The sequence below is a fragment of the Pantoea sp. Lij88 genome (genome assembly GCF_030062155.1).
Lineage (GTDB): Bacteria > Pseudomonadota > Gammaproteobacteria > Enterobacterales > Enterobacteriaceae > Pantoea.
This window is the reverse complement of sequence record NZ_CP118269.1, coordinates 2887780-2906163: the sequence shown is the minus strand read 5'-3', so window position 1 is coordinate 2906163 and position 18384 is coordinate 2887780. Positions and strand designations below refer to the sequence as shown.

The 18384-nt window shown below is 54.8% G+C and carries 13 protein-coding genes and 7 tRNA genes; 3 read left to right on the top strand and 17 right to left on the bottom strand.

The features are described 5' to 3' along the window. Positions 1 to 193: 193 nt before the first annotated feature. From lnt to miaB, 5 genes are all read right to left on the bottom strand, one after another. On the bottom strand, positions 194 to 1717 hold the full coding sequence (lnt, locus tag PU624_RS17425) for an apolipoprotein N-acyltransferase (protein WP_283545983.1): 1524 nt from the start codon (positions 1715 to 1717) through the stop codon (positions 194 to 196). 4 nt (positions 1718 to 1721) lie between these two features. Next, positions 1722 to 2603, bottom strand: a complete 882-nt coding sequence (gene corC, locus PU624_RS17420) for a CNNM family magnesium/cobalt transport protein CorC (RefSeq protein ID WP_008925004.1) — start codon at positions 2601 to 2603, stop codon at positions 1722 to 1724. Between the two features lie 82 nt (positions 2604 to 2685). After that, entirely contained in the window at positions 2686 to 3159 is a 474-nt protein-coding gene (gene ybeY / locus PU624_RS17415) for an rRNA maturation RNase YbeY (protein ID WP_283545982.1), read from the bottom strand. Next, a complete protein-coding gene (locus tag PU624_RS17410) occupies positions 3156 to 4217 on the bottom strand; it encodes a PhoH family protein (protein ID WP_136198207.1) in 1062 nt (353 codons plus the stop codon). The genes ybeY and PU624_RS17410 overlap by 4 nt, the downstream gene beginning before the upstream one ends. 209 nt (positions 4218 to 4426) lie before the next feature. After that, positions 4427 to 5851: a tRNA (N6-isopentenyl adenosine(37)-C2)-methylthiotransferase MiaB gene (gene miaB, locus PU624_RS17405; protein WP_283545981.1), complete on the bottom strand. Its 1425-nt coding sequence runs from the start codon at positions 5849 to 5851 to the stop codon at positions 4427 to 4429. Positions 5852 to 6023: 172 nt separating this feature from the next. Between miaB and ubiF the strand changes: the two genes are divergently transcribed. Then, entirely contained in the window at positions 6024 to 7196 is a 1173-nt protein-coding gene (gene ubiF / locus PU624_RS17400) for a 3-demethoxyubiquinol 3-hydroxylase (RefSeq protein ID WP_283545980.1), read from the top strand. A 112-nt stretch (positions 7197 to 7308) separates the two neighbouring features. Here the strand turns inward: ubiF and PU624_RS17395 are convergent. The 12 genes from PU624_RS17395 to nagB form a co-directional block, all read right to left on the bottom strand. Then, positions 7309 to 7383 (bottom strand) — tRNA-Gln (locus PU624_RS17395). 29 nt (positions 7384 to 7412) lie between these two features. Continuing rightward, a tRNA-Gln gene (locus PU624_RS17390) sits at positions 7413 to 7487 on the bottom strand. Between the two features lie 6 nt (positions 7488 to 7493). After that, positions 7494 to 7570 (bottom strand) — tRNA-Met (locus PU624_RS17385). Between the two features lie 22 nt (positions 7571 to 7592). Next, a tRNA-Gln gene (locus tag PU624_RS17380) sits at positions 7593 to 7667 on the bottom strand. A gap of 35 nt (positions 7668 to 7702) precedes the next feature. After that, positions 7703 to 7777 (bottom strand) — tRNA-Gln (locus PU624_RS17375). Between the two features lie 22 nt (positions 7778 to 7799). Continuing rightward, positions 7800 to 7884 (bottom strand) — tRNA-Leu (locus PU624_RS17370). A 9-nt stretch (positions 7885 to 7893) separates the two neighbouring features. Next, positions 7894 to 7970, bottom strand: a tRNA-Met gene (locus tag PU624_RS17365). Positions 7971 to 8188: 218 nt separating this feature from the next. Then, positions 8189 to 9856, bottom strand: coding sequence for an asparagine synthase B (gene asnB / locus PU624_RS17360; RefSeq protein ID WP_283545979.1), 1668 nt, complete (start codon positions 9854 to 9856; stop codon positions 8189 to 8191). 306 nt (positions 9857 to 10162) lie between these two features. After that, positions 10163 to 10915: an HAD-IIA family hydrolase gene (locus PU624_RS17355; protein WP_090963012.1), complete on the bottom strand. Its 753-nt coding sequence runs from the start codon at positions 10913 to 10915 to the stop codon at positions 10163 to 10165. A 39-nt stretch (positions 10916 to 10954) separates the two neighbouring features. Then, entirely contained in the window at positions 10955 to 12175 is a 1221-nt protein-coding gene (nagC, locus tag PU624_RS17350; RefSeq protein WP_283545978.1) for a DNA-binding transcriptional regulator NagC, read from the bottom strand. A gap of 7 nt (positions 12176 to 12182) precedes the next feature. Beyond that, the gene (gene nagA / locus PU624_RS17345) at positions 12183 to 13331 is read right to left on the bottom strand and encodes an N-acetylglucosamine-6-phosphate deacetylase (protein ID WP_283545977.1); all 1149 of its coding nucleotides are present in this window, start codon (positions 13329 to 13331) and stop codon (positions 12183 to 12185) included. A 57-nt stretch (positions 13332 to 13388) separates the two neighbouring features. Further along, on the bottom strand, positions 13389 to 14189 hold the full coding sequence (gene nagB / locus PU624_RS17340) for a glucosamine-6-phosphate deaminase (protein ID WP_013357120.1): 801 nt from the start codon (positions 14187 to 14189) through the stop codon (positions 13389 to 13391). Positions 14190 to 14517: 328 nt separating this feature from the next. Here nagB and nagE point away from each other — a divergent pair, with 328 nt between their 5' ends. Together nagE and glnS are read left to right on the top strand one after the other, a co-directional pair. Next, positions 14518 to 16554 (top strand): N-acetylglucosamine-specific PTS transporter subunit IIBC, encoded by a 2037-nt coding sequence (gene nagE / locus PU624_RS17335; protein ID WP_283545976.1) that lies wholly within the window; start codon positions 14518 to 14520, stop codon positions 16552 to 16554. 152 nt (positions 16555 to 16706) lie between these two features. Beyond that, positions 16707 to 18374 (top strand): glutamine--tRNA ligase, encoded by a 1668-nt coding sequence (glnS, locus tag PU624_RS17330; RefSeq protein ID WP_283545975.1) that lies wholly within the window; start codon positions 16707 to 16709, stop codon positions 18372 to 18374. Positions 18375 to 18384 lie beyond the last annotated feature (10 nt).

The window sequence follows — 18384 nt, the reverse complement described above, 5'->3', positions numbered from 1 at the left end:
TGCAGTCCGTCTCGCGGCAGCGCCTGCAATCAGCCTGTTAGCGAAAAACAGTGAAACATTTTGCAATCATCGTGCCAGAAAGCGGTGCAGGATGAGAAAGGCAGCAGAGTATGCGGTTGAGGGAGTGAGTTATATCGGGGGCAGGGAAACAAAAAAGGCGAAGCCTGCGCTTCGCCTTTTAGCATCTGAAGTGTTATCGACGTCGGCGCAGCAGAGCTATCAACGCCGCCAGCAGCGTCAGTGACCACACTGGCCAGATGCCCGCCCGCGCATACGGGGTTACCCCCTGCGTTGGCGTGACCTTGCTGGTCAGCACATCGCGGGTAAACTGGGGCAGCATAGCTTCCACATCCCCGCTGGCATTGACCACCGCCGTCACGCCGTTATTGGTGCTGCGCAACAGCGGACGACCCAGTTCCAGCGCCCGCATCCTCGCCATCTGGAAGTGCTGCCACGGGCCGATAGAGTGACCAAACCAGGCATCGTTCGACACGGTCAGCAGGAAACTGGTGTCAGGATGGAAGTTGGCCCGCACCTGTTCACCCAGCACGATCTCATAACAGATGGCGCTGGTCAGGTTATAGCCCGCTACGCTCAGCTGCGGCTGAAGATAGTTGCCACGACTGAAGGCTGACATCGGCAGATCGAAGAACGGGGCCAGCGGACGCAGCAGATCGGCCAGCGGTACAAACTCGCCAAACGGCACCAGGTGATTCTTCTGGTAACGATTGCCGCTGAAGTAGTTGTACGGCGCCTTACCGCCCAGCACGATCACGGTGTTGTAATCGTGATAACGGTTCTGCTCCAGCCGTGAGTCCACGATACCGGTGACCAGCGAACTACCGCGTTCACGCAGTTCATCATCCAGCGACCGCAGGAACGGCTGCTGATTACTTTCCAGATCGGTAATCGCCGATTCAGGCCAGATGATAATCGGCGCTTTGCCGATCAGCGGCTGGCTCAGACCGTTATAAATGCGCAGGGTAGTAAGCAGCTGCTGCGGGTCCCACTTCATCGACTGCGGGATGTTTCCCTGCACCAGCGCCACCTCGACGGCACGTTCGGGCATCGGCTGAACCCACTGGATATAGCGCAACGGCCACGGCAGGGCCAGCAGCAGCAGCGCGGCGATCAGACTTCTGACATTGCGCTGCTGCAGGGCATAAGCCAGCAGACCCGCGACGACCATCAGCAGGAAGGTCAGCGTCTCGACACCCGCCAGCGGGGCCAGGCCTTTTAACGGGCCATCAATCTGGCTGTAACCAAACTGCAGCCACGGAAAGCCGGTCAGCACCCAGCCGCGCAGGAACTCGGTCATCTGCCACAATGCCGGTGCGGCCAGCGCCAGTCGCCAGAGCGTCGTGCGCGGCCAGATGCGATTCAGTACGCCGGCAAACAACGCCGGGTAGATCGACAGATAAGCTGCCAGCAGCGCCACGATGAAGACATTAACCGGGCCAGGCATGCCGCCAAAGGTGGCGACGCTGACGTAAACCCAGTTGATGCCGCTGCCGAACAGACCCACTCCCCAGACAAAGCCGATCGCGGTAGCCTGCGGGCTGGTGCGGTTCAGCGTCAGCAGCTGTAAGCCGCACAGCGACAGCAGTGCGGCAGGCCAGAAATCGTAAGGAGAGAAGGCGAGGGTGCCAGCTGCACCCGTTAGTAAAGCCAGCAGCAGGCGAACCCGCTGGCGCGGGTAAAGTGAGGCTAAAGCCATAGACTTATTCGTCTTCCAGTTGTGGTTGCGGCGAATTTTCCGGAATAGTCACGTGAACCTGGATGATGCGGCGGCTGTCAGCCATCGCTACCTTGAACTGGTAACCCTCAATCTCGATGCTTTCACCGCGCGCGGGCAGATGGCCGAAGCCCTGCATCACCAGACCACCAATCGTATCGACTTCATCATCGCTGAACTGCGTGCCAAACACCTCATTGAAATCTTCAATGGCGGTCAGTGCGCGCACCGTAAAGGTGTGACGGTTGAGCTGACGGATATCACGATCTTCTTCGTCGTCATACTCATCTTCAATCTCACCGACAATCAGTTCCAGAATGTCTTCAATGGTCACCAGACCGGAGACACCGCCAAACTCATCAATGACGATTGCCATGTGGTAGCGCTGGGAGCGGAACTCTTTCAGCATCCGGTCAACACGCTTACTTTCAGGCACAACCACTGCAGGACGCAGGACTTTCTCAATACTGAAAGGCTCAGATTCGCTGCTCATAAACGGCAGCAGATCTTTCGCCATCAGAATCCCTTCCACATGATCTTTATCTTCGCTGATCACCGGGAAGCGTGAATGGGCGGATTCGATGATGACATCCAGACACTCTTCGAGGCTCTGATTCCGTTTCAGGGTGATCATTTGCGAGCGCGGGATCATGATGTCACGCACGCGCTGCTCCGCAATATCCAGAACCCCTTCGAGCATGTCGCGGGTATCCTGGTCAATCAGCTCTTTGTTATTCGAGTCGCGGATCAGCTCCAGTAGCTCATCACGGCTTTTCGGTTCGCCGTGGAAGAGTTGGTTGATCAACAGGGAGAAAAATCCCTTTTTACTACTGGGTGCATCGCTGTTTTGAGAATGGTCGTCGCTCATGGCGGTTTTTAAAGATCTCTCTGGTGAGGAATAGGTGCTGTCAGCAAACGGTGCTGACAGCCGGATAGCCAGAATTCAGGATTCAGGCGTCTTCTTTCTCCGAAATGTACGGATCAGGATAACCAAGAGCAAGCATTATCTCGGTCTCCAGTCCTTCCATCTCGTCAGCTTCGTCGTCTTCAATATGGTCGTAACCCAGCAGATGCAGCGTGCCGTGTACCACCATATGCGCCCAGTGGGCTTCAACGCTTTTACCCTGTTCAGCGGCTTCCTGCTCCACCACCTGGCGGCAGATAATCAGATCGCCAAGCAACGGCAGCTCAATGCCCGGTGGTGCTTCAAACGGGAAGGAGAGCACGTTAGTCGGCTTGTCTTTGCCACGATAAGTCAGATTAAGCTCATGACTTTCCGCTTCATCAACCAGACGCACCGTGACTTCACTTTCGGGCTGGAAAGGGGTGACAGCGGCTGACAGCCAGCGATGAAACTGGCTTTCATCCGGCAGATCCGCGCTGTTTTCACAGGCGACCTGCAGGTCGAGAATGACCTCGCTCATTTGTTCTCCTGCGTGGCGCTCTGTGCCGCCAGGGCTTCGCGTTTACGCTCTTCGGCCTGCTGGTCACGGCGGGTCTGATCGGCCGCTTCCCAGGCTTCATAGGCGGTGACGATGCGGGCAACCACCGGATGGCGCACCACATCTTCGCTGTGGAAGAAGTTAAAGCTGATCTCTTCAACGTCCGCCAGCACCTCAATGGCATGACGCAGGCCCGACTTAACGTGACGCGGCAGGTCAATCTGGGTGACGTCGCCGGTAATGACCGCTTTAGAGTTAAAGCCGATACGCGTCAGGAACATCTTCATCTGCTCGATAGTGGTGTTCTGGCTCTCATCAAGAATGATGAACGCATCGTTCAGCGTACGACCGCGCATGTAGGCCAGCGGGGCAACTTCAATGACGTTGCGCTCCATCAGCTTTTCTACCCGCTCGAAGCCAAGCATTTCGAACAGCGCATCGTAGAGCGGACGCAGGTAAGGGTCGACTTTCTGGCTCAGATCGCCTGGCAGGAAGCCGAGCTTTTCACCCGCTTCAACGGCAGGGCGGGTCAGCATGATGCGGCGAATCTCCTGACGCTCCAGCGCATCGACCGCTGCGGCGACCGCCAGATAGGTTTTACCGGTACCGGCCGGGCCGACGCCAAAGGTGATGTCGTGGTCGAGCACATTCGCAATGTACTGGGCCTGGTTTGGCGTGCGCGGTTTAATCACACCACGCTTGGTCTTGATGTTGACCGCTTTACCGTACTCCGGCACGCTTTCGGCGGTTTGCTCCAGTACCCGGCTCTCTTTGATCGCCAGATGAATCTGGTCAGGCTCGATATCCGGGATTTCACCACGCATCGGCGCGGTGTCGACATACAGGGTTTTCAGAATATCTGCGGCAGCATTGACGCAAAGTGGACGTCCCACCAGCTTAAAGACGTTGTCGCGACGATTGATCTCAATGCCCAGACGACGCTCAAGCTGTTTCACATTATCGTCGAAAGGCCCACACAGGCTCATCAGTCGACGGTTATCAGCCGGTTCAAGGGCGATTTCACGAGTTTCGATATTCAAACGAATCCTTTGGGTCACTCAGGGCCAGTTATGGGGTGTGTCTGACGCACCGTTGGGCTTAACCGGATGCACCATAACGAAATTATTTATGCCGTAACGCCTGGGCGCAAGCTTAAGGAGAGATATTTGGGCGACACTTTCATAAACCAAGTGGCGCAAAATGAAATTGGCGGCAACGCAATGCGCGCTGCCGCACAGTATAGCAGGCATCACGGCTGGAACAGACTCACGCCGATGTCGTTTTCTTTGCGGGTACGGGCAATCACGGACGCCGGGCTTTCCGCCATACGCAGGCCCATATCCTCTTCTGTGCGCACCAGTCTGCCGCGCAGCGAGTTGGTGTAGACATCGACGATTTCCACATCCACAAAGCGGCCAATCATCTCAGGCGTGCCTTCGAAATTAACCACGCGGTTATTTTCGGTGCGGCCGGAAACTTCCATCACGTTCTTGCGGGAGATGCCCTCCACCAGAATACGCTGCACGGTGCCCACCATGCGGCGACTGACCGCCTGCGCCTGCTGATTGATACGGTCCTGCAGGATCCACAGACGCTGCTTTTTCTCCTCTTCGCTGACATCATCCGGCAGGTCAGCGGCTGGCGTGCCGGGACGGGCCGAGTAGACAAAGCTGAAGCTGACGTCGAAATTGATCTCGGCAATGAGCTTCATGGTCTGCTCGAAATCCTGCTGCGTCTCACCGGGGAAGCCAATGATGAAGTCGGAGCTGATCTCAATATCCGGGCGCGCCGCGCGCAGCTTGCGGATAATCGCCTTATATTCCAGCGCGGTATGAGCACGCTTCATCAGCGTCAGAATACGGTCTGAGCCGCTCTGAATCGGCAGGTGCAGGAAACTCACCAGTTCCGGGGTATCACGATAGACCTCGATGATGTCATCGGTGAACTCAATCGGGTGGCTGGTGGTGAAACGAATGCGGTCGATACCGTCGATGGCGGCGACCAGGCGCAGCAGCTCAGCGAAGGTACAGATCTCACCATCAAAGGTGGCACCCCGATAGGCGTTAACGTTCTGGCCTAGCAGGTTAACTTCACGCACGCCCTGCGCCGCCAGCTGCGCGATCTCCAGCAGAATGTCATCGCTGGGACGGCTCACTTCCTCACCGCGGGTGTAAGGCACCACGCAGAACGTACAATATTTGTTGCAGCCTTCCATAATGGAGACAAAGGCTGTCGGACCTTCTGCGCGCGGCTCCGGCAGGCGGTCGAATTTCTCGATTTCCGGGAAGCTGATGTCGACCACCGGGCTTTTGGTGCCGCGCACGGTGTTGATCATCTCAGGCAGGCGATGCAGTGTCTGCGGACCAAAAACGATATCCACGCAGGGCGCACGCTGGCGGATATGATCCCCTTCCTGCGACGCCACACAGCCACCCACGCCGATAATCACGTCCGGATTGCGCTCTTTGAGTTTTCTCCAGCGTCCCAGCAGGTGGAATACCTTCTCCTGCGCTTTCTCACGAATCGAGCAGGTATTGAGCAGCAAAATATCCGCCTCTTCAGGGACCTCGGTCAGCGTATAGCCGTGCGTACTGTTCAGCAGATCAGACATCTTGGATGAATCATACTCATTCATCTGACATCCCCAGGTTTTGATATGCAGTTTTTTTATCATCGCGCTAGCCATTGATTCAGTGCAGTGAAGTGAGGGGCGCGTATTGTAATGCTTTGATGCAGTGGTGACCAGCCTGAGGGCTTTTCTGCCAGCCACCGCGTTTTCCGGTACACTTTGCTCTATTCAGACCCGTGTTGCGCAGGCTGGCGGGAATCAGAGAGGGACATAAGCAATGCAGGATAATCAGTTTGATGTCGTGATTGTCGGCGGTGGCATGGTCGGTGCTGCGCTGGCCTGTGGACTGACACAACACCATTTTCGCGTGGCGGTGATTGAGCGTGCCGAACCCGCGCCATTTGATGCCGACAGCGATCCCGATATACGCATTTCAGCGATCGGATCCTCCTCGGTGGCGTTGCTGAAGCAGCTCAACGTCTGGCCCCGGGTCGAAGCGATGCGCAGCGCGCCTTATCGCAGGCTGGAAACCTGGGAGTGGCAGGCGGCGCAGGTGAGTTTTGATGCAGCTTCGCTGGGGCTGCCCGAACTGGGCTTTATGGTCGAGAACAGTGTGCTTCAGCGGGCGCTATGGGAAGAAATGCAGTCGCTGGGCGTGACCTGCTATTGCCCGGCCTCGCTGGAAAACCTGCAGCCAGAAAATGGCGGCTGGCGCATTGACCTGAACGACGGCGTTGCCTTACACACCCGGCTGGTGGTTGGCGCAGATGGCGCGAACTCTCAGGTTCGACAGATGGCAGGTATTGGCATTCATGGCTGGAGCTATGCGCAGTCCTGCTTACTGATCAGCGTGACCTGTGAACATCCGGCAGGCGACGCCACCTGGCAGCACTTTACGCCGCAGGGACCACGCGCCTTCCTGCCGCTGTATGGCAACCGCGCCTCGCTGGTCTGGTATGACGCGCCCGCAAGAGTGCGTCAGCTGCAGGCGATGCCGTTGCCCCAGCTGGAAAAAGAGATCGCCAGCCATTTCCCGGCGCGACTAGGGCGTTTCAAAGCGCATGGCGCGGGTGGCTTCCCGCTGGTACGTCGTCACGCGTCACGCTACGTCCTGCCGGGGCTGGCGCTGGTCGGAGACGCGGCGCATACCATTAACCCGCTGGCCGGGCAGGGCGTGAATCTGGGCTATCGCGATATTGATGCATTGATTGATGTGCTGGTCAGCGCACGCGGTGCGGCGGAGGACTGGGCGTCGGAGCGGGTATTGCAGCGCTATCACCGGCAGCGTCGTAAAGACAATATGCTGATGCAGGGCGGGATGGATCTCTTTTACTTTGCCTTCAGCAATCAGCTGGCACCGCTGCGGTTCGCGCGTAATCTCGGACTGATTGCAGCCGAACATTCCGGCGTACTGAAGCGGCAGGTATTGCGATACGCACTGGGTTTATAGCCGGTTGTGCATTGAGGCTCGCCGCAGGGCGGGCCAGCAATCATTAAGAGTGGAAAGTTTGAGAAGGTACAAAAACAACAAAGCCCGCAAAAGCGGGCCTGGTTGTGCAATTTGGCTGGGGTGCAGGGATTCGAACCCCGGAATGCTGGTATCAGAAACCAGTGCCTTACCGCTTGGCGACACCCCAATAATGGTGTTTTTCAAATTGTCTTTGTATGGCTGGGGTGCAGGGATTCGAACCCCGGAATGCTGGTATCAGAAACCAGTGCCTTACCGCTTGGCGACACCCCAATTATATGGTGGCTACGACGGGAATCGAACCTGTGACCCCAGCATTATGAGTGCTGTGCTCTAACCAGCTGAGCTACGTAGCCAAATTGTACTGCATTTCAATGATGGCTGGGATACCTGGATTCGAACCAGGGAATGCCGGTATCAAAAACCGGTGCCTTACCGCTTGGCGATATCCCATTCGTCCGTTCTCAGCATACAAGAATCATCGAAATTGGCTGGGATACCTGGATTCGAACCAGGGAATGCCGGTATCAAAAACCGGTGCCTTACCGCTTGGCGATATCCCATCCACGCTGCCGAATAATGAAATGGTGCGGGAGGCGAGACTTGAACTCGCACACCTTGCGGCGCCAGAACCTAAATCTGGTGCGTCTACCAATTTCGCCACTCCCGCAAAAAAAGATGGTGGCTACGACGGGAATCGAACCTGTGACCCCAGCATTATGAGTGCTGTGCTCTAACCAGCTGAGCTACGTAGCCATCTTTTTTTCGCGTTACCTTCATCGGCGTTGCGGGGCGCATTATGCGGAGTTGACCAGACAGCGTCAACAAGTTTTTTACCGTTTTTTGCCAGATAATTGCTGTTTGACTGGCTTATAACCAGCCTGGCGGTTTATTCGGCAATTTTTCAGTGAATACAAGGCTAATCGTGAAAAAAATGGGCCACAGCGGGCCCATTCTGGTGGCGCTCTGTCAGCTTATTTATAGGCTGACTGATGCACACCCACGGCACGTCCGGAAGGATCGTCCATGTTTTTAAACGCTTCATCCCACTCAATCGCTTTGGCAGAAGAACAGGCGACCGACGGACCGCCAGGCACACACTCTGCCGCGCTCGCTAACGGGAACAGCTCTTCGAAGATCTCACGATAGAGATAAGCTTCTTTCGACCCCGGCGTGTTGAACGGGAAGCGGAAGTGGGCGGTGGCCAGCTGCTGATCGCTGATTTGCTTCGCCGCAACTTCTTTCAGTGAGTCGATCCAGCTGTAACCCACGCCATCCGAGAACTGCTCTTTCTGACGCCACGCCACACTCTCCGGCAGGTAAGAGGAGAAACATTCACGCAGAATGTGCTTCTCCATTTTACCGTTGCTGCCACACATTTTGTCGGCCGGGTTGATACGCATCGCCACATCCAGGAATTTTTTGTCCAGGAACGGTACGCGGGCTTCAACGCCCCAGGCGGACATCGCCTTGTTGGCGCGGGCGCAGTCGAACATATGCAGTGCCTGCAGTTTACGCACGTTTTCTTCGTGGAACTCTTTAGCGTCTGGCGCTTTATGGAAATAGAGATAGCCGCCAAATACTTCATCTGCGCCTTCGCCCGACAGCACCATCTTAATACCCATCGCTTTGATTTTACGCGACATTAAGTACATCGGCGTAGAGGCGCGAATAGTGGTGACATCATAGGTTTCAATGTGATAAATCACATCGCGAATCGCATCCAGTCCTTCCTGCACGGTGAAATGAATTTCGTGGTGCACGGTGCCCAGATGTTCCGCCACGGTTTTCGCCGCTTTTAAGTCGGGTGAACCTTCCAGTCCTACAGCGAAAGAGTGCAGCTGTGGCCACCAGGCATCACTTTTATCCTGATCTTCAACCCGCTTCGCCGCGAAACGCTTGGTCACAGCGGAAATGATGGAGGAGTCCAGACCGCCTGACAGCAGCACACCGTAAGGCACATCGGACATCAGGTGGCTTTTCACCGACTCTTCCAGCGCGTGTTTCAGGCCAGCAGCGTCGGTGGTGTTGTGCTCAACGTTTTTGTATTCCATCCAGTCACGCTGCCAGTAACGACGGATCACGCCATCGGTGCTGGAGAGGTAGCTTCCCGGCGGGAACTCTTTGATCGAACGGCAGGCAGGCACCAGCGCTTTCATTTCTGATGCGACAAACAGGTTGCCGTGCTCATCGTTACCCATATAGAGCGGGATGATACCGATGTGGTCGCGGCCAATCAGATAGGTTTTTTTAACGGTGTCATAGAGGATAAAGGCGAACATGCCTTCCAGCTCGTCGAGGAAATCGACACCTTTCTCCTGATAGAGCGCCAGAATGACTTCACAGTCAGAACCGGTCTGAAATTCGTAGCGATCGCTGAGTTCAGCGCGCAGTGCCTGATGGTTGTAAATCTCGCCGTTAACCGCCAGTACGTGGGTGCGATCGGCGTTGTACAGCGGCTGTGCGCCATTGTTAACGTCAACAATTGAGAGGCGTTCATGCGCCAGGATAGCATGGTCATCTGCGTAGACGCCTGACCAGTCCGGGCCGCGATGACGCATTAAGCGTGAACATTCCAGCGCTTTTTTGCGCAGCTCAACAGGATCGGTTTTCAGATCCAGCACACCAAAAATTGAACACATAACTGACTCCTGAGCTCACCTTACGGCGATGTTATCTTTTGCGTTTGTCCGGCAGCCTGACGCTGCGTGATACATAAGAAAATGCGCTATTTGGTGCATTCAATGCAAGAGGAATCGTGATTTACTGATAAAAATATTGCTCGCATGCCAATAAAATTGAATAAACGATAATTTAAACGTTGTTCTGTTGTTGGATCGGCAATGGAATGGCTTTTTTGAGCAAAAATCAGGCAGTAAAAAGGAAAGGGTTGTGCAAAAAAGGGGGACGCATCACAGATTAGCCGGATGCGTCATAAGAGAAATGAATCAGAACAGGTCAATATCGGCAACTGAAGGGTAGATCCAGTCCGGACGGAACGGCATGGCATCAATATCACTTAGCGTTGAGACGCCGGACAGCACCAGTACCGTTTCCAGACCCGCCTGAAAACCAGCCAGAATATCGGTACGCAGGTTGTCACCGACAATCACCGTCTCTTCTGAGTGGGCCTGCATTTTGTTCAGCGCGGCGCGCATGATGTAGGGGCTGGGTTTGCCGACCACAAACGGACGACGGCCAGAGATCTTTTCAATACCTGCACAGAGCGCACCACAGGCGGGAATAAAACCACGCGCATGCGTATCCGGGTTAGTGGCAATAAAGCGGGCGCCGTTAGCCACGAAGAAGGCCGCTTTATGCATCATGTCCCAGTTAAACGAGCGCGTTTCTCCGACAATCACGAAATCGGGATTCACATCGGTAATGGTAAAGCCCGCTTTATAGAGTTCATGAATCAGTGCGCCTTCGCCAATCACATACGCTTTTTTGCCTTCCTGACGGCGCAGGAAGTCGGCTGTGGCCATAGCGGAGGTATAGAAAACCGATTCAGGAACTTCTACGCCAGCCGAAGCAAAACGGTTAGCCAGATCCTGCTCGGTCTGCGAGGGATAGTTCGTCAGCACCACCAGCGGCATCTCTTTGGCCAGAATGCGCTGTAAAAACTCCTGTGCGCCGGGAACGGCCGTGTTGTCGTGCATCAGCACGCCATCGATATCACAAATTACGCTTTTAATGGTCATAGTCAGATCCGATGTGGCCCGCCACAGCAGCGGGTTAGCTTAGTCTTCCAGAAGATGTTGCAGCAGAATGCCGTTAAGCATGGCACGTTTAGCGAGCGCAAACGCGCCAATCGCAGAACGATGATCCAGCGTAGAACGCACCACCGGCAGATTTTTACGGAAGGCTTCTAAGGCCTGGGTATTGATGCAGCCCTCAATCGCGGGCAGCAGCACTTTTTCTGCCTCTGTGATCTCACCCGCCAGCACCACTTTTTGGGGATTAAACAGGTTGATCGCAATCGCAATCGCTTTACCGAGATAACGACCCACGTGCTCGACCACTTCGCAGGCCAGGGCATCACCGTGATTGGCCGCTTTGCAGATGTGGGATATCTGACAGGCATCCAGGGTCAGCGTGCTGGGGTGGCCCTGACTCAGCAGATGTCGCACCCGATTCTCAATGGCACCGTTGGCGGCAATGGTTTCCAGGCAGCCAAAGTTGCCGCAGTGACAACGCTCGCCAAGCGGGTCGACCTGGATATGGCCGATCTCGCCGACGTTGCCGTTGCTGCCCAGAAAAATATGGCCGTTAGCAATAATGCCGGCGCCGGTACCACGGTGTAAACGCACCAGGATCGAGTCAGCACAGTCGCGGCTTGCACCGAAGTAGTGCTCGGCCAGCGCCAGGCTGCGAATATCGTGGCCGACAAAACTGGTGACGTTGAAACGTTTTTTCAGGCTGGCGACGAGCGGCCAGTGGCTGACAGAGATATGCGGCATATAACGGATCACGCCATTAATCGGATCGACCAGCCCTGGCAGAATGACAGAAATCGCGATCAGCTCGCGGATTTTACGCTGGTGCTGCTCAATGAAGCCGCTGATGGCGTTAAACAGCGCATGTTCCAGCGTCTCCTGAGTGCGTTCCGGCAGCGCATAATCTTCCTGCGCCAGCGACTTACCGCTGAGGTCGAACAGCGTCAGCGTGGCATCGTTGCGGCCGAGGCGGACCCCGATGGTATGGAAATGGCGGGTTTCAGTGATAATCGAGATGGCGCGGCGACCACCGGTAGACGCCTGCTGGTCTACCTCTTTGATCAGGCCGCGCTCAATCAACTGGCGGGTAATTTTGGTGACGCTGGCGGGGGCGAGCTGGCTGAGTTCGGCAATCTGAATGCGCGATATCGGCCCCTGTTGATCGATCAGCCGGTAAACCGCTGCACTATTGAGTTGCTTAACAAGATCGACATTTCCTATTTGTGACTGGCCGCCAGTGGTCATTCAGTGCTTACTCGCTCAGGACGTCGTCTCCGTTGACAAACGTCTTAATGATTTTAAAGTCGCGCGTAAACACAGTCAGGTTCGCGATTTTTCCTGCTTCGATCGAGCCCAACTGTCTTTCCACGCCCATCGCCCGTGCCGGGTAGAGTGATGCCATGCGTAACGCTTCGTCCAGTGCGATACCCACATGCTCGACGCTGTTTTGTACCGCTTCAATCATCGTCAGGGCAGAACCACTTAATGTGCCGTTTTCATCAACACAGAGCCCGTCACGATAATAGATTGTTTTACCTGCAAAAATAAACTCGCTAATGTCAGCGCCAGCGGGTGCAGTGGCATCCGTTACCAGTACCAGTTTGTCGCCTTTGATGCGTTTTGCATTGCGAACGTTAGCGTAATGTACATGTAAACCATCCGCAATAATGCCGCAGTATACATCAGGCGAATCAAACAGCGCACCGATAAGCCCCGGTTCACGTCCGGCAAACGCCGGCATGGCGTTGTAGAGATGGGTCGCGAAACTCACGCCAGCAGAGAAACCCGCTTTCGCCTCTTCATAGGTCGCATTCGAGTGACCTGCGGAAACAATGATGCCGGCATCAGTTAACTGACGAATGACGTCGCTGCCTGCGTTTTCCGGTGCCAGGGTGACCTTGGTGATGACGTCGGCGTTGTCACAGAGATACTGCACCATCGCAGGCTCTGGCAGACGAATCAGCGCCGGATCGTGGGTGCCTTTTTTCGTCTTGTTCAGCCAGGGTCCTTCCAGATGCAGACCCAGCGCCTGATGCGGATGCTTCTGCAGATAAGCGCGCATGGTTTCAATCGCCCGCTTCATCAGGGCGTCGCTACTGGTGATCAGCGTCGGTAAAAAGCTGGTGCAGCCAGACTTTTCATTGGCACGCTGCATCGTTTCCAGCGTCTCAATGCTGAGCGCCTCAAGGCTGTCATTGAACTGCACACCCCCGCAGCCGTTGAGCTGAAGATCGATAAAGCCGGGCGCAATAATCGCACCCGCCATATCGCGCTGCTCAATATCGGCCGGGAGCGATTCCTGCGGGCAGACGCGCGCAATATGCCCGTCAGCCACCACGACGGCGTAATTATCCAGAACCTCATGGCCGCTGTAGATTCGACCGTTAACTAATGCGTACATCTTTTTTCTCCCGTCCTGACCTGCTGTCACTCAGCGTAACAGCAGGGCACTGTTCTGTTACACGCCTTTCATATTTTCCGCTTCCATTTCGCGGAAATATTTCACGGTTTTCACTTTCAGTTCCATTGTGGCTGGCTCATCACAGACCACGACCGATTTCGCATGCAGCTGCAGGCAGCTGATGGTCCACATATGATTCACGTTGCCTTCAACCGCCGCCTGCAGTGCCTGCGCTTTAACATGGCCGGTAACCAGAATCATTACTTCTTCTGCATCCAGCAGCGTGCCGACGCCGACCGTCAGGGCATATTTAGGCACCTGATCAACATCCCCGTTAAAGAAGCGCGAGTTCGCCACGCGGGTGTCATGGGTCAGGGTTTTAATACGGGTACGTGAAGCCAGTGATGAAGCCGGTTCGTTAAAGGCAATATGACCGTCGTTGCCGACACCGCCCATAAACAGGTGAATTTTACCCAGTGCGCGAATTTTCTCTTCGTACTGACGACATTCTGCGTCAATATCGGGCGCATTACCATTCAGCAGATTGATATTTTCCGGTTGAATATCAACGTGATCGAAGAAGTTGCGATACATGAAGCTGTGATAGCTTTCAGGATGCTCTTTTGGCAGGCCAACATATTCGTCCATATTAAAGGTCACGACATGTTTAAAACTGACCTGGCCCGCTTTGTGCATATCAATCAGGTGTTTGTACGCCTCCAGTGGCGTGCCGCCGGTAGGCAGACCCAGAACAAACGGTCTGTCCGCCGTCGGGTTAAACGCATTGATGCGGTTAACAATATGTCGGGCGGCCCATTTACCTACCTGGGTTGGCGTCGCTAATGGAATCAGTCTCATGTTTCACCTCATTTGAAAATGGAAAGGGGATCGCTAAACCGTTGCGTTAGTCATCAGCCTGAGCAGATAACGTATTCTCGCCACGGGCGGAGCGTAATTCAATATTTCGGATCATAAAATAAGTTTGAGGTCATAGCCAGATGTTGCCGTATGAAACGATGTTTTTTAGTGATAAAAATCACAGTTACACTGGTTTTAATTTGCGAGGCGAATTAATTTATCATTACACTTCGCTGCGTGATATGAAGTGTATTAACGATCTTTGCAGCTGACATAACAACATTAAGCGGCGCAAAGCGACAAGTCAGGCTCATAGGGGGAAGGGGATATGTTAGGTTACTTACAAAAGGTGGGGCGCGCACTGATGGTGCCGGTAGCAACCCTGCCAGCAGCAGCAATATTGATGGGGGTTGGCTACTGGATCGATCCTGACAGCTGGGGTGCCGGTAATGCGCTGGCTGCGTTACTGATCAAGTCCGGTTCTGCCATCATCGAAAACATGTCGGTGCTGTTTGCGATTGGTGTCGCCTATGGCATGTCGAAAGATAAAGATGGTGCCGCAGCCCTGACCGGCTTCGTCGGATTCCTGGTCGTCACCACGCTCTGCTCACCGGCCGCGGTGGCGATGATTCAGAAAATTCCATTGGCGCAGGTGCCAGTGGCGTTTGGCAAAATTAATAACCAGTTTGTCGGTATCCTGGTCGGTATCCTGTCGGCGGAGGTCTATAACCGCTTCAGTCACGTCGAGCTGCCGAAAGCACTTTCCTTCTTCAGCGGACGGCGGCTGGTGCCGATTCTCGTCTCGTTCCTGATGATCCTGGTCGCCTTTATCCTGATGTATATCTGGCCGGTTATCTTTAACGGGCTGGTCAACTTCGGTGAACATATCCAGAAACTCGGCTCTGTTGGTGCCGGTATCTACGCCTTCTTCAACCGTCTGCTGATTCCGGTCGGTCTGCATCACGCCCTGAACTCCGTGTTCTGGTTTGACGTTGCAGGCATTAATGACATTCCTAAATTCCTTGGCGGTGCGCAGTCCCTGGCTGACGGAACCGCAACCGTAGGTATTACCGGCCGTTATCAGGCGGGCTTCTTCCCGATCATGATGTTTGGTCTGCCGGGTGCAGCGCTGGCTATTTACCACTGTGCGCGCCCTGAGAACCGCGTCAAAGTCGGGAGTATCATGCTGGCCGCTGCGTTTGCTGCCTTCTTTACCGGCATCACCGAACCGCTGGAGTTCTCCTTCATGTTCGTGGCACCGGTGCTCTATCTGATCCACGCCGTGCTGACCGGTCTCTCTGTCTTCATCGCGGCCAGCATGCACTGGATTGCCGGATTTGGTTTCAGCGCCGGGCTGGTGGATATGGTGCTGTCGACCCGTAACCCGCTGGCAACACACTGGTACATGCTGATTCCGCAGGGCCTGGTCTTCTTCGTTATCTACTACGTGGTGTTCCGCTTCACGATCAAAAAATTCAACCTGATGACGCCGGGCCGTGAGCTGGCGGTTGCCGGTGATGAAAGTGATGGCTATGACGTCAACGTGGATAAAACAGATAATGGTGAAACGGCCACGGAATCGCTGGCGCGCCGTTATATTGGTGCAGTAGGGGGTTCAGCGAACTTAACCAGCATTGATGCCTGTATTACCCGTCTGCGTCTTAACGTAAATGATTCCGCTCAGGTTAATGAAGGTGTGGCGAAGCGTCTCGGCGCGTCTGGCGTCATCCGTCTTAACAAACAGAGCGTGCAGATCATCGTGGGAACCCAGGCAGAAAGCATCGCCTCGGCGATGAAAAAAGTGCTGACCAAAGGTCCGGTCGCAGCGGCCGCCACCAGCAGTGCACCCGCTGAGCCGGTTCAGCAGGACGTGAAACCGCAGGCAGTACTGAACAGCGAGAAGCGTGTGATCGCGACCCTGCTGGCACCGGTAACGGGCGAAGTGGTCGCGCTGGATGAGGTACCGGACGAAGCCTTTGCCAGCAAAGCGGTCGGTGACGGTCTGGCGATCAAACCCAGCGATAAATGGGTAGTGGCACCGATTGCCGGTACGCTGGTGAAAATCTTCAACACCAATCACGCCTTCTGTCTGGAAACGGAGAATGGCGTAGAGATTGTGGTGCACATGGGGCTGGATACCGTGGCGCTGGAAGGTAAAGGCTTTACCCGCCTGGTTGAAGAGGGGGCCACAGTGGTCGCCGGTCAGCCTGTGCTGGAGATGGACCTTGAATTCCTGAATGCGAATGCCCGCTCGATGGTGAGTCCGGTGGTGGTCAGCAACAGCGATGATTTCGCCGGGCTGACGTTACTGGCTCGCGGTCAGGTGGTGGCAGGTGAAACCCCGCTGTATGAAGTGAAAGGCTAATCCCCGCAACAGAACCCCATAGGCAGGAAGCGATTCCTGCCTTTTTTGTTTTAAAGGCTTAACAAACGGTTGTTTCCCTCAGACGCTTTGTGGATCATACTCCGTTACTTCGTGGTACATATCACCTGTTATTCGTATTGAGGATTTTTGAGATGAGTGAGGCTGAAGCCCGCCCAACTAACTTTATTCGTCAGATCATTGACGAAGATTTGGCGAGCGGTAAGCACAGCAGCGTGCATACCCGTTTCCCGCCAGAGCCCAATGGCTATCTGCATATTGGTCATGCGAAATCGATCTGTCTGAATTTTGGCATCGCCCAGGATTATCAGGGGCAATGCAACCTGCGTTTCGACGATACCAATCCGGTTAAAGAGGATCTGGAATTCGTTGAATCCATCAAGCGTGACGTCCAGTGGCTGGGTTTTGAGTGGAGCGGTGAGGTCTGTTACTCATCAAACTATTTTGATCAGCTTTATCACTATGCCATCGAGCTGATTTCCAAAGGTCTGGCTTACGTTGATGAACTGAGTCCGGATCAGATTCGCGAATATCGCGGTACCCTGAAAGAGCCAGGTAAGAACAGTCCTTATCGCGATCGCAGCGTGGAAGAGAATCTGGCGCTGTTTGAGAAGATGCGTAACGGTGAGTTTGCGGAAGGCACGGCCTGTCTGCGCGCTAAAATCGACATGGCCTCTAATTTCATCGTGATGCGCGATCCGGTGCTTTACCGCATCAAGTTCGCGGAACACCACCAGACGGGCAACAAGTGGTGCATCTACCCGATGTATGACTTTACCCACTGCATCTCCGATGCGCTGGAAGGCATTACGCATTCGCTGTGTACGCTGGAGTTCCAGGACAACCGCCGTCTCTATGACTGGGTACTGGACAACATCACCATTCCGGTTCATCCGCGTCAGTATGAATTCTCGCGTCTGAATCTGGAGTATGCGGTGATGTCGAAACGCAAACTCACTCAGCTGGTGACCGAGAAGCACGTAGAAGGCTGGGACGATCCGCGCATGCTGACCGTTTCAGGTCTGCGTCGTCGTGGTTACACCGCCGCGTCTATCCGTGAGTTCTGCCGCCGCATTGGCGTGACCAGGCAGGATAACATTGTGGAAATGGCCTCGCTGGAGTCCTGTATCCGTGATGATCTGAATGAGAATGCGCCACGCGCCATGGCGGTGCTGGATCCGCTTAAAGTGGTCATCGAAAACCTGCCAGCTGGCCACAGCGAAATCATCACCATGCCAAATCATCCGGGCAAACCTGATATGGGTACGCGTGAAGTGCCGTTCAGCCGTGAGATCTGGATCGATCGCGCAGATTTCCGTGAAGAGGCGAACAAGCAATACAAGCGTCTGGTGCTGGGCAAAGAAGTTCGCCTGCGTAACGCCTATGTGATTCGTGCTGAGCGTGTCGCTAAAGATGAAGCGGGCAACATTACCTGCATCTATTGCACCAGCGATGTTGATACGCTGAGCAAAGATCCAGCGGATGGTCGCAAGGTGAAAGGGGTCATTCACTGGGTTTCTGCCGATCACGCGCAGCCTGCTGAATTCCGTCTGTATGATCGTCTGTTCAGCGTGCCAAATCCGGGCGCGGCAGAGGACTTCCTGGCGGTGATTAACCCTGAGTCTCTGGTGATCAAACAGGGCTTTGTCGAGCCGGGCCTGCGCGATGTGGAAGCAACTTCACCGTTCCAGTTCGAGCGTGAAGGTTATTTCTGCGCCGACAGCGTTTACTCTAAGCCGTCGCAGCTGGTGTTTAACCGCACCGTCGGTCTTCGTGATACATGGACGAAAACCGGCGAATAATTTTTTTTGC